This window comes from Clostridium fermenticellae (assembly GCF_003600355.1).
Classification (GTDB): Bacteria; Bacillota; Clostridia; order Clostridiales; family Clostridiaceae; genus Clostridium_AV; species Clostridium_AV fermenticellae.
Window position 1 is genome coordinate 2,540,896 of sequence record NZ_CP032416.1, and the last position, 13,328, is coordinate 2,554,223.

10 protein-coding genes are annotated in these 13,328 nt (G+C 28.5%); 4 read left to right on the forward strand and 6 right to left on the reverse strand.

The genetic code is table 11. The features are described from left to right. The first annotated feature begins 282 nt into the window (after positions 1-282). A complete protein-coding gene (locus D4Z93_RS11750) occupies positions 283-1,260 on the forward strand; it encodes a glycosyltransferase family 2 protein (protein ID WP_119973742.1) in 978 nt (325 codons plus the stop codon). After that, entirely contained in the window at positions 1,244-4,312 is a 3,069-nt protein-coding gene (locus D4Z93_RS11755) for a GtrA family protein (RefSeq protein WP_119973744.1), read from the forward strand. Before D4Z93_RS11750 ends, D4Z93_RS11755 begins: the two co-directional genes overlap by 17 nt. Before the next feature lie 64 nt (positions 4,313-4,376). On the opposite strand, the gene D4Z93_RS11760 is transcribed toward D4Z93_RS11755, so the two are convergent. Then, positions 4,377-4,646, reverse strand: a complete 270-nt coding sequence (locus tag D4Z93_RS11760) for a hypothetical protein (protein WP_119973746.1) — start codon at positions 4,644-4,646, stop codon at positions 4,377-4,379. Between the two features lie 193 nt (positions 4,647-4,839). Here D4Z93_RS11760 and D4Z93_RS11765 point away from each other — a divergent pair, with 193 nt between their 5' ends. Beyond that, positions 4,840-5,661 carry a CsxC family protein gene (locus D4Z93_RS11765; protein ID WP_119973747.1) on the forward strand — a complete coding sequence of 274 codons (822 nt, stop codon included), beginning with the start codon at positions 4,840-4,842 and terminating at the stop codon, positions 5,659-5,661. 124 nt (positions 5,662-5,785) lie between these two features. Further along, a complete protein-coding gene (locus tag D4Z93_RS11770; RefSeq protein WP_119973749.1) occupies positions 5,786-6,412 on the forward strand; it encodes a hypothetical protein in 627 nt (208 codons plus the stop codon). Positions 6,413-6,439: 27 nt separating this feature from the next. On the opposite strand, the gene D4Z93_RS11775 is transcribed toward D4Z93_RS11770, so the two are convergent. From D4Z93_RS11775 to D4Z93_RS11795, 5 genes are all read right to left on the reverse strand, one after another. Then, complete coding sequence (locus D4Z93_RS11775) at positions 6,440-7,363, reverse strand: HD domain-containing protein (protein ID WP_423243033.1); 924 nt, start codon at positions 7,361-7,363, stop codon at positions 6,440-6,442. 59 nt (positions 7,364-7,422) lie between these two features. Further along, positions 7,423-8,085 (reverse strand): B3/B4 domain-containing protein, encoded by a 663-nt coding sequence (locus tag D4Z93_RS11780; RefSeq protein WP_119973751.1) that lies wholly within the window; start codon positions 8,083-8,085, stop codon positions 7,423-7,425. Positions 8,086-8,215: 130 nt separating this feature from the next. After that, positions 8,216-8,983, reverse strand: coding sequence for a type I 3-dehydroquinate dehydratase (gene aroD / locus D4Z93_RS11785; protein WP_119973753.1), 768 nt, complete (start codon positions 8,981-8,983; stop codon positions 8,216-8,218). Between the two features lie 300 nt (positions 8,984-9,283). Next, positions 9,284-10,681 (reverse strand): MATE family efflux transporter, encoded by a 1,398-nt coding sequence (locus tag D4Z93_RS11790; protein ID WP_119973755.1) that lies wholly within the window; start codon positions 10,679-10,681, stop codon positions 9,284-9,286. A 173-nt stretch (positions 10,682-10,854) separates the two neighbouring features. Next, positions 10,855-12,918 (reverse strand): helix-turn-helix domain-containing protein, encoded by a 2,064-nt coding sequence (locus tag D4Z93_RS11795; RefSeq protein WP_119973756.1) that lies wholly within the window; start codon positions 12,916-12,918, stop codon positions 10,855-10,857. Positions 12,919-13,328: the final 410 nt, after the last annotated feature.

Below are 13,328 nucleotides of genomic sequence, written 5' to 3' on the forward strand. Positions count from 1 at the left end.
CCTGAACTTTCCATTAACTAAAAAAATCCTTATTGAAAGTATATCATAAAATATAGTAATATAGCATTTCTGCTTTAAAAAACCATTTATAGTAAAAGTACTACACATATCATCACAACGATGCAATGTATATTTACTATATATTAGAATTATGTTAAGATATTAGTATCATGATAAAATATTATAATTATAAGTGCTTATAAATAATTATATATAATTTAAATCATAGAATATACATTGATTTCAAAGTCAGAGACTTCTATGGTAGAAAGGTGTTGCATTGTGAATTTAACAGTACTTATCCCATGTTATAATGAAGCTGAATCAATAAGATCGATGTACAATGAGTTAAAACTTGTAATTTCAGAGGATTCCTCTAAATGTTCCTATAATTATGAACTGATTTTTATTGATGATGGAAGTTACGATACCACACTTGACATAATAAAAGAGTTTCAACAACATGACAATCATGTTAAATACATATCTCTATCTAGAAATTTCGGAAAAGAGGCTGCAATGTTAGCTGGTTTCTCTTATTCAATAGGAGATGCAGTTGTTATAATTGATGCAGACCTGCAGCATCCGCCTAGATTAATCCCGGAAATGATAAAATACTATATAGACGGATATGATCAGGTTATCGGAAAGCGGAACAGAACTGGTGATTCCAAGACTAAAACTATTTTGAGTAAATTATACTATAAGATAGTAAATTATTTAATTGATATAAAGTTGACAGATGGAATAGGAGATTTTCGCCTGCTGAGTAGGCGAGCAATAAATGCAATTTTATCAATGCATGAATACAATAGATTCTCAAAAGGGATATTTTCATGGATAGGGTTTGATTCTAAAATAATAGAATATAAAAATCAAACTAGAGTAAATGGGGATAGCAAATGGAACTTGAGAAAACTTTTTCACTATGGAATTGACGGTATACTGTCATTTAACAATAAACCTCTTACCACAACCTTATATTTAGGTTTTGTAACAGCCATGTGTGGAATACTCTATGTAATATATTCATTAATACGAATACTAATTATTGGAATTGATACACCCGGATATTTTACATTAATAACTGCAATTTTAATTATAGGTGGAATTCAGCTTATATCAATAGGCATAATAGGACAATATATTGGAAGAATTTATTCTGAAATTAAGATGAGACCTCATTTTATCATCAAAGAAACAAATATTATTTCACAGAAATACATTAATCAAGGAGCAGGAAATGACAAAAAACCTTAATATAATAGCCAAAAAATTTCTTAATAATTTCTTAAAAGATGAAAGCAGCCTATTTAATTTTCTGCGATTTGGTACCATTGGAGCTGTAAATACCTTACACTACTATATATGGTATATGATATTGCTTCATTTCAAAATTCCTTATATAGTAAGCCATACAATAGCTTTCACTTTTAGCATGATAGGCTCATATTTTTTAAATTGCTATTTTACCTTTAAAACAAAACCTACACTTGTTAAATTCATAAAGTTTCCATTAACTACCCTTGCAAACTATATTATTTCCACTATTTCACTTATACTACTTGTAAACATAATACATATAAATCCTAAATTTGCTGCGCTATTAGCTTCAGTACTCCCTATACCAGTAACTTTTACAGTCACACGCTATTTACTCAAATCACCTACTGTTTCAGGCGATAAAAAAAACTATTCGGGGTTTTTAAAAAATTTTCTTGTATTGATCCTTTTATCACTTTTCTCAATAGCATGCCATATGTATATATTCTACACTGGCAATTTATTTGGCGTATCAGGTACAGATAACACAATGCAGTTTATGTATTTCATTCCATTTATTCAAAAATCCTTGACTGCAGGGCAACATCTATGGTCTTGGAGTTATGGCCTCGGAGGAGATGTATTCGGTGGATTTAGTTACTATTATACTACAAGTCTATCCTTTTATTTAATGCTTTTAATAGTAAAATTAGGATCCATAAGTTTAACTCTTGCAAATACACTAAAATTAAAATTATTATTTAGTATTTTAAAACAGATTGTGTCAATGTTAATCTTATACAGTTTACTCAAATATGAAGGCAGAAAAACTTACTCTTCTATAATAGGTTCACTTATATATGGAGGATGTATAAGTTTTATACATTTTTCCCTTTTTTTTGACTTTATGTCAGATGCATATATATTGCTCCCTTTAACTATACTTGGATGGAGAATATATTTAAAAACGAAAAATTATTTTTTGTTTATTCTAAGTGCAAGTTTGACCATTGCCAATAATTTCTACTTCGGATTTGTAAACTTTGTATTTTATGCTATTTTTATAATTTTATTTACTAAATTTAAGGGTAATACTATAAATCAGAAAATTTTATCCTTTTTTAAACTCATATTTAAATACACTTTATTTGCATTGTTATCATTAAGTATTGCAGCAGTTTCATTTATTCCTACTGTTATGGCTTTTTTAAATATAGATAGGTTTTCAACAAAATTTCATGTTCCATTTTTTTATAGTATAGGCAGTATGCTTGAACAACCAAGTAAATTATTTTCCTACTATAGTATTTTAGGCTTCCCTTTGATTGTTCTTATCATATTTATTTTACCATGGAGAAAACTTCACATTATCACAAAGAAAAAAAGTATATTATGTTTTATATTTTTTATTCTATATTTGACTCCACTGTCTGGAAGCTTTTTTAATGGTTTTTCATATTCCTCAGACAGATGGTTCTATTTGTTCATATTCTCCATAGCCTACACAGTACCTGATTGGCTAGACGAAAATGATAGATTAAAACATATATCTTTGTCTAAATTCCTGATTATAAGTATAATCATTTTTATACTATCTCTATCAAGAATTCCTAATGGTATAAGTTTTTCTAAAATATCACAGGAAAAAACTTACCTTATACATATAATAACATTAATTTTAGGTCTATTATCATTTTTCTGTATATCTTTAAAGTACTACATAAAAAAACATTCTTTAAATATAATTTTTAATTTTACAATAATTTTATGTGCAGCTTTTACATTAATAATAAATTCAAATGCCTATCTATATATTTGCAAACCTGATATGAATTACTCCATATTACAAAAATCAGGTATGGATAATAAAGAGGAAAGAGAAATATTTAAAAAGCTGACTCCATCATCAGGTGATTTTTTCAGAGTTATCTTTAGAAATCCGGATGAAGAAAATACTCCAATGAGTTATGGATATTATGGCACAAGCACATACAATAGTATGATAGATGGGGATTTGCACAGATGGCTTAAAAATGACTTAAATATACTAAATCGTACCGTTACACCAAGCATATATGCAAATTTTGATGATCGCATTTTCATTGAGACTTTTTTGGGATGCAAATACATCGTTGGATATAACCATGATAATTATACGCCACCATATGGATATAAACTTATTAATAAAACTAAAAATTATGTCGTTTACGAAAATACAAGTAATCCTGGTTTTGATCTATGGTATTCAAAAATAATTGACACACAAGTTTACAATAAAATGAATATTGCACAAAAAGATACATTACTCTTACAAGCTGCTGCAGTTGATCAAAATATGGTTCAATCAAACGATGCTATGCCAAGTACTTATGATGTTACAACCGAGTTTCCACTTGACTTTAAAAATGCAGTTACTAAAAACTTAAGTTTTAAAAATGGAGTCATACATGCACATAACAATGCCTCAATAACTATTCCAATATATAATAATAGACAAAATATTCGAGGTGAATTACTATTTTCATTGAATCTAAAACCGGTAAATGGTCAAAAAATTGTACTAAATGTAAATGACAAATCTACTAGTAAAATGGAAGAAGAGTATCCTTATGTGTATCCCATTAATCAATTCACCGTTAAATTGCCTGGTGATACTAAAACATTAAATATAAATATTTCTCAAGGAGACTACATCTTAAGCAATACACATTTATGGTTTAATTCATATGATTATTATCAGGAATGGGTAAGTGATTTGAACAAGTACAATCTTAAAAATCTATATATAAATGGTGGGATAGTTAAAGGAAATATAGAAAATAAAGAACAAGGTATTCTGGCACTTAATATACCATTTAACAGAGGTTGGTCTGCAAAAGTAGATGGAAAACATCAAAAATTAATAAAAGTAAATGGAATACTTTCGGGTCTTATGCTCACACCTGGCAAACACAATATAGAACTTAAATTTATAACTCCGGGTTTAATCCCTGGAATTATTATAAGTATACTTTCCCTTTCAATTTTAATCTTAGATATGATCATCTAAAAACAAACTCCAGGCATTCCAGTTTTAGAATCACCTAGAGTTTTATCATGTTTGTTTAAACCATCTAATTTTCTGTCATTCCCTCTATATCTTCACCTTCTATACTTTTAATTATTACAACTTGGTCCGGTAAATCATCAAATTCAATTTTAACCTCTGTTAACTTATGAGTTATACTATCATTGTGACTTCTTAAGTAATTATAAAGTTCGGATGAATCTAACCTACTATTTTCATTTACGACTATAATAATCTTATCTAATTTTGTTATATTACGTGAATCACAACATTTATCTAAAGCTCTTGATATCTTATCTAAAAGTATATTTCCCATTTAACCTCTCCTTTCATTAATCATAATAACCTTTATATATTTATATAACTCAATAGCGACCAATAGTACTCAAAATCATTTTGAAACTTAATTATAGTTCCTATAATTAAGTAACATTCCATTGAAACTTTAATATTATGTAGTATGATACAAAAACTTATAACATTTATAACTTAGAAGGAGAGATAAAAAAATGGATAACCAAGATTATTCTTCATGTTCTAATTGTAATGCTAGAGTTGTGAGTTCAGAAACACTTACACCTGCAAATAATTATCGTTGGACTGGAGGAAATTTCAAAGTTCCAAAAGTTCTTGCTGAATTCGTTATTCAGTTGGACTCCGAATCAAAAATCAGGCTTAATGAGCCAGCTTATGAAATAAAAAGAATAGAAAAACAGATATTTTTAACTCAATGCAGATATATACCACCAACTGATAAAATCTTTCTTGCTGGATATATAAGAGCAAATATAGAATATGCAGTTAAAAACTGTGTAACTGATTCTGGAATAGGAGGATCTATTAAAGATATAACTGTCCACATTCCAATAAAAGCTTACACTCAAGTTAATTTTAATTCTTTACCTCAAGTTATTCCAAATGTTCCACCAGCAGTGGCTAGATATTTTGATGCAAAACGAATGGGTAAAAACTTTAGAGAAGCTGATAGATTAAATGTAGAAGTATTCAACGAGCCTGTTTACTGTGAGCTTGAGTGGTCAGGAATTGTTAATGCAGGTATAGATGATAAAGGTGTTCCTATAGATGGCTTTATTAATGAAGAAGAATTTCAGGAGTTTACTGATAAGTCTGTTGTATATTTATGTATGAAATTATTACAAAAACAGCAGGTTTCTTCAATTGATTCTAATGGAGGTTCAAAGAGTTCTTCTAATGGAAATTCTCAAGGCTATTCTAAAGGAAATTCAAATAAATGTTCATCCGTAATAAATTCAGGTTGGAATTTTCCAATAACTGATTTGACAAGAAATAACCAATGTAACAAGAAATAAATAATTACTATTTACAAAAGAGCTAGTTTTTAAGCTAGCCCTTTTATTTTGATATCTTTTAAGTTACCAAAAAAATAAATCATCATATAATACATAAGAATAAGGTTGGGAGTGTTATGTAATTTTGGATATAAGTAAAAATTGTAAAAGTGATCCTATTATACCAATACCCAATTCGGGCACATTCTATATAAGAGTGCCAGTTATTATAGCAGAACCCTTAATCCACATAAATATTGAAAGCATAATAAATCTGCCAAAACCAGCCATATATATAAAATGTATCAAAAGAAAAATATTTATAGAAAGCTGCAATCTTATCCCAGAGATCAACAAAATGTTTATAAATGGCTCTGTTAAAAAAGTTATAGAGTACTCAGAAACAATGTCATCTAATAATAACATTATAGAAGGTCAAATGAAAAATATTACCCTGGATACACCATTTAACTGTACTACAGATATAAAATATATAACCCCACCTAAAGCAATTAATAAAAACTACAAAAATAATGTAAAAGCATATAGTAAGAAAAATGACGAGCAAATTTTTACTGAAAGTTATAATGAAATAGAAAAAATATACGGCCAAATTATAAGTGTAGATTTTAATGAACTTAACATAAAAGAAGATAAATTTAAGCCATTTAATCTTGATACAATATATACATTTAAAACAATTAGACAAATACTATCTATAAACTTAGCCATACGTTTTTTGCAAAATCAAACTATAAAGATTTCATCTTAAAATAATGGCAGCTACAGTTGGTGTATGTTATAAATATAATCTAGTTCCTATTTTTTTATCAAAAGCCGACCAGCTGCCACTCTCCGTTTTAGCCTTCATTTGAGCTATTTTATTCATAGACGCGTCTATGGAATCGGCATAATTTAATATAAAAGACTCTTCCATATTCGTTTCTCTTGGTGAACCATACTCAAGTTTTCCATGATGCTGAACAACACATCCTTTAACTCTTGTAACAAAATCTTCACTGTAAATTTCCGGGTTTTCTTTTATCGCCTCATCTATAAGTTCTGTACCAATTACAATATGTCCTTCCATCTCTCCTCTTAATGTGTATCTAAAAGGTCCATCATAATATAGCTCATATATTTTACCTATATCATGAAGCTTAGCCGAAAGTACAGCTATTTCTGTTCTCCTGCAATTGTATCTCTCGCACAGCATTATTGTAAGATACATAACATTAAGTGTATGCTCTGCAAGTCCTCCAATATAGCTATGATGCATAGATACTCCACCTATTCCTCTTTTGAACTTATCTAGAAATACGACATCCTTAAAAAAATAATCATTCAAGGCCTTGGCTTGAGTTGATACAATGTATTTATCTGTATAGAATTCAATATCATTCATAATTTCTTCAATAGGCCTATCTACTGTTGGAAGATAATCTGAAATTTCATAGTCAGATATCAATTCATACTCTTCTACATTAAGTATCCTATTTTTAACACATTCAACCTTTATAACAGTTCCTTCAGAAATATCATCATTTTTATTCGGAATATCTGCCTTTATATCTCCGCTTTTATCTGATAGTACACAAGCTATCTTGCAATTATCCCTAAATATTACCTTTTGTACCATCAAAGATATCGTCATATTTTCGCCATCTTTTATATCGTTTAAAAAGATTTCTTTTTTATTATCATGTTTTCCCATCATAATCATATATTCCTCCAGTTAAATAAACTTTAAACATAGTATATGTAAAAAGAATATTTATATTTTCACTTTATTATTTTGGTTTCAATTATCTCAGCAGATGCATATTTTTTTAATAGTTCTGATATATACTCCAAATATTTAGCATCATCGTCAGTATATTTGAAAAAGAATAGGCACATAAGCATATTCCTCGTATCTTTCGTTACCATTGTTCTTTCGGAATCAATTGTTGGGCTTCCAAATTTTCCAATAGAATCCGACATAACAGGCAAATTAGATAAATTTATGCTTCCTCTTCCAATACCATTATAACTATCACCTTCATCTCCCACCGTAAATAAAACTGGTTCTTTAAGTTTATCTAAATCATAAGTTCCAATAGAATAAAAATATTTTAATGATATCAAATTGTTAATATCCACAATATTGTTTACATTATATATACCCTTTCCCTTAAGCACCCTTCTCACAAGTGCCTCAGCTGCCAGCCTATATCTACTCGGATCCTTTCCAGTTGTCTTATAAACATTTCTTCCATATTTAATCTGTGGTATCTTCGAGACATCCGTAATTGAAAAATTATTATTTAATTCATCACATGCATTTTGAAGTTCTTTTAATAATTCATCAGGGCTATCAGAAACCTTAACTTTTGCATATATATACCCGAGACTTACTTCTTTACACATATCTTTAAACCTGTCATCTATTTTTATATCTATCATATTATAAGATATCCTCCTAAGATAAAATTTTACACTGTTTGTAATCATTATAAATGCTTTAAATCAGTTAATCAACAAAACACCACTTTATAATAAAAAGGTGTTCTGCATTTTTTATATTTGTATTTTATTATTTGGTCATTGTTATAAGTTTAAGTATTTTATATAATTCATCTGCCTGTAATTGTCCTGGAGCAGATGCTTTCTTAGCTGATCCAAAAGTAAGCGCAGACCCAAAAACTTCCCCTGCCACACGGCTTATTACACCTAAACCTCCCATTGACATAGTTATAACTGGTGTTCTATCATGATCACGTCTCATCTCATTAGTAGCACTTAAAAGTTCAATTACATCATCAGGATTAGATGGCATAACTGCGATTTTAGGAATATCTGCCCCAAGATCCTGCATTTTAGATAATCTACTTACAATCTCATCTTTAGATGGAGTTTTACCGAAATCATGATTTGACATAATAACCTTCACTCCATTTTTATGTGCTTCACAAACTATATCTTTTATCACTTCAAAATTGACTGTAAACAATTCAATATCAATCAAATCTGCATTTTTAGTTGCCACTATAGCCTTATTTAGTTCAGAATAATACTCTGGAGTAATTTCCCTTTCTCCTCCCTCTTTAGCTGTTCTAAAAGTCACTAATAATGGTATATCTTCTAACTTAATTCTAATTTTAGATAAAATGTTTTTTACCTTTTCAATATTCTCTACATCCTCGTAATAATCCATTCTCCATTCAACAATATCAAGTTTAACTGTCTTTAAAATATTAATATCACCTATTAATTCCTCATCAGTTTTTCCCATAAACGGTACTGCGATTTTAGGAATACCATCTCCCAGTATTACCTTCCTAACCTTAACCACATTTTTCATAATTTCATCTCCTGAACTTTTAATTGATATCTTTTGACTATAGGGTTTGTAATTCCAAGCTTAAGTTATACGTAAGCTGACATTTCCAAAATGTAGGCACATTAAAAAATTTTTTAGGTGGCGAATTTTGAAAATGTCAACTGGAGTATAACTTAAGCTTTCATTTATAAATCCCATATATGTTATGATATATTATGACAAGTATAATTTTAATTTTCAATCATATGTTGAAAATTAAATAATAAAAATTTCCCGGTTCATCCATTTAATTTGAATATGATTGATTCGGGAAACTTTAATTTAAATATTGTTATATGCGTCACGTTTAAAATCACGTACAATATTATTTTCTTCAAATCTTTCCTTTAGTGCTTTCCTTATAAAGTGCACAGAAGTTATTATGACAAGTACATCCGTTATCGGATATGCTATCACTGCACCTTTTACTCCAAAAACTTTAGTGAGAAATATTGCTAAAGGTATAAAAACTAACATTTCTCTATATATTGACAAAAGAAAACTTTTCTTTGCCTCACCTATTGCCTGATAATAATACATTATTATATAGTAAATTCCAAGCAGAGGAAACATCAAAGCACATATCTTAAATGCACTCACGGTTTGACCTAAAAGAACATTATCTTTTAAGAAAAATCCTATTATGTCATTTGAAAAATATACAAATACTGCCCAGAATATAGAAGATATTATAACAACATATTTAAGTGATACTTTTAAAGTTTCTTTGACCTTCTTATAATTTCCTGCACCAAAATTGTAACCAACTATAGGCTGCATACCATAACTTATACCTATCATCGTAATATATAAGAACATTGAAATTTTTGCTACTATTCCGACAATTATTATTGCTGAATCTCCACCTGTTGCGTACAGAAGATTATTAAGTACTGCCGATACAACTGCATCTGAAATTTCAACCACAAATGTAGAAAATCCACCAATAATTATTTCATTTAAAGTATCAATGTCTATAGATTCCAAAATAAACTTATCCGAAATTCTTATTTTAAGTTTTCTATTTATATTTATAAATTTTGATGATACAAATATAAGAGAAACTACCTGGGTAATTACTACCGCGATCGCACTGCCTTCTATTCCCATTCCCATAACAGTTACTAGAATATAGTTAATTACAATGTTGATTGATACACTTATCAAATCTGTATAAAGCATCATTTTAGTTTGACCAAATGACACCATTATATAACATGCAACAACAGATAAAGCTTGAAATACAGTTCCAAAAAGTACAATTGATACATAAGTGTTTGCCATATAATATGTCTCTTGACTTGCACCAAGCGCAAAAAGAATAGGATTCCTAAATATAAAAACTAAACCTGAAATAAATATCAGAGAAATTAAGGTTAAAGTAAAAGAATTCACTATTATCTTTTTTAACTCAATAATATTTTTCTGACCTATCATCCTCGCTGTATATGTTGATGTTCCAATAGCTATAAGCAGACCCAGAGCTATAAAAAATCTCTGTATAGGAAATTCAACTGTAAGAGCTCCTATAGCATTTGCTCCTATATATCTTCCAGCAAACACTGTACTCACCATATTATACAATTCATTTGCCAGAAGTGAAAGTATAGCTGGAACAGCAAATTTAAAAAGCAGGTTACCTATCCGCTGATTTGTAAAAGTATTTTCATCTGCTCCCATAAATTCACCTCAATTTCTTAATCTTAGAAGCAACATTTAACTTATAATTAATTATAATATTTATTGAGAGTGAATTTCATTAACTAAAATGCCGATAAAAAAGTACCAATATGCTATACTGGTATTTCTTGTTTTTTATAAAAAGAGCAGAAAAAAACAGTTTTTTTACTTATTTATACCTCTTTTATTACTATCAGTACGGCTCCATAACCTTGAATCCTAGTTCTTATATTAAGCACTGTACTTTTCTTTATGCTTCTAAAATGTATTCGTGGAAAAGATGCTTTATGGAGTATTTCCTTTTCTTCTTTACTTAATCTTTTAGGTTTACCCATATCTATCCAGTAATTATATGATGATCCAACCTTTTCATTTATCTCATAAGTTATTACCCTAACATCAGAATGCACACCAACAATGTTGAGCGAAAACTTCTTTTCAGTTATATTTTTACTGCCTCTAAATTTAGAAAAATTTTCAGGAAGATTAAAATTATCTATATCTTCATGATAGCTAAAAAGCAAAATTTGATATTCCTTATTACTCTTAGTCACTATATAGTTATCGTTTTTATCAACTAGAGTATCTCCAAGTTTATTCATTAAAAAATATGCATAATACAATGGTTTTTTTATCTTCTTATCATTTATAAACCCCGGATATCCAAAAAACACCTCATTTGTCAGATTGACCTGATTATCTAAAACATCAAATGCTCTTAATACATCCATATTTCTGTTTTTATTTATTGTACTATCAATTGTAAAAGGCAGCATATATGCCGTATCATATATAAAATTTATATTATCCTCCAATACGAATTTATCTTTTATAAAATCAAATTTATAATAATCAAGCAAAAATTCACTTATCTCACTTTCATATTCATCATCAACCCTCGACGAAAATTGAAACTTAAAAGAATCAAAATCTATACCTTCAATTTCATTAAAATAACTTAAAAAAGAGTTCAATACAATTTTAAACTCGTTAGCTGTAAATTCTTGATCAATTACTATAAGTATATTTAATCCAATACTATCTAGAAATTCAAATACATCGCAAACACGATTCCAATTATAAAATTTTGATTCCTTAAATACCCCCATATCATGACTAAATACATTTAGTACTCTTGCACATTTAAATCCAATTTCCACCTGTATATTCCTAAGTATGTCTTTGTTGTCTTCAATTAAAAGATCAAAAGCATCTCCGACATTTATTATTTTTTTGAACCCTTTATAAAATTCTCCAATAGTATTTTCCATATTTAAATATATCTTTGTGATTTTGTCTTCATAATTAAATCTGTCGTAATCCTCAAGATAATAACTTATAAATTCAAATGCCTTTGAAAGTTCAATGAATCTTATTTTCTTTTGATCTTCAAAAGTATCCTGATCAACTTTATACTTTTTTCTAAATTGTGATGGCGATGATTTAAAATGTATCTTAAAATGCTTATTAAAATATCTTGTATGTGAAAAACCAACCTCCTCTGATATTTCAGATATTGTCTTATCTGTATCAAGTAAAAGTTTTATTGCTTCATCTGCTCTCGTTAAATTAAGCAGATCCGTAAAACTGTAACCTGTTGTATCCTTAATACCATGTGATAAATAATGCGTACTCAAAAATTCTTTTTCAGCTATTTTCTGAAGTGTTATATTATCATTATAGTTATTAAAAATATACTTTATAATTCTGTGATATCTCTCAAGTATCTCTTCATTTTCACCAATGTCCTCCATACTATTTGTAAGGTAGTGAAAATTATTTATAAGATGGTATAGTATTTTTACAAGTATATCTTCAATTTCTTCATCATAATTATCCTGCTTTTGCACAGCTTCACATATTATCATAGAAAGAAGTATTCTGAGCTCATCATATTCTTCTCCAACTTGGCCATTGTCATCAGTCATATTAGTATAGAAAAACATATTTTGAATATCACTATAGTACTTTTCAAAAAAATTAGGATCTATGTGAAATATAAGTAACAAATTATCTTTTTCTCTTGCAAATACACTGTGTGCTTCATCTATATTTACTATTTCTATATCACGTTCAACAAGTTCATACTTATCCGAATCTATTGTTATATAAAAATTTCCCTTGAGTACATATAGTATTTCTATAGAATTGTGCCAATGAATTGGATACTCGGTTACATTTACACATGATATTAAAACTGGTATATCCTGTGGATAACTTATATATTCTCTTCTCATATACAAATAATTCTCCTCAATCTAGTTTGTAAATATTATACCATAAATTTAACTACAAACTTTTAGGGTTTATAAACGAAATCTTAACTTATGCTCCGGCCGGGGTTTCTAAAATTTAGGAACATTAAAAAATTTTGTAGTAAGTCTTAGCGAAGCGTTCTTAAAAATCTTAGTGGATTATATATGTCTGAGCAAAGCGAGTTTATATAATCCGCCTAGATTTTTATGAATGCAAGCTTAGACTTACTAGAAATTTTTTACGTGACGTATTTTGGAAATCCCGGCCGGAGCATAAATTAAGCTTGGAATTACAAACCCTATAGCATTGAACTCATATAATTCAAATGCTATAATTTTCTTAATATATATTGTAGGTAAAAAATAGAATTTATATTGATTAAGGGGGAGAT

Coding starts and splice junctions, on each gene's coding strand:
- D4Z93_RS11760 (WP_119973746.1), bottom strand. CDS start 4,646: ATGGGAAATATACTTTTAGATAAGATATCAAGAGCTTTAGATAAATGT.
- aroD (WP_119973753.1), bottom strand. CDS start 8,983: ATGAAAAATGTGGTTAAGGTTAGGAAGGTAATACTGGGAGATGGTATT.
- D4Z93_RS11765 (WP_119973747.1), top strand. CDS start 4,840: ATGGATAACCAAGATTATTCTTCATGTTCTAATTGTAATGCTAGAGTT.
- D4Z93_RS11775 (WP_423243033.1), bottom strand. CDS start 7,363: ATGATTATGATGGGAAAACATGATAATAAAAAAGAAATCTTTTTAAAC.
- D4Z93_RS11755 (WP_119973744.1), top strand. CDS start 1,244: ATGACAAAAAACCTTAATATAATAGCCAAAAAATTTCTTAATAATTTC.
- D4Z93_RS11780 (WP_119973751.1), bottom strand. CDS start 8,085: ATGATAGATATAAAAATAGATGACAGGTTTAAAGATATGTGTAAAGAA.
- D4Z93_RS11790 (WP_119973755.1), bottom strand. CDS start 10,681: ATGGGAGCAGATGAAAATACTTTTACAAATCAGCGGATAGGTAACCTG.
- D4Z93_RS11795 (WP_119973756.1), bottom strand. CDS start 12,918: ATGAGAAGAGAATATATAAGTTATCCACAGGATATACCAGTTTTAATA.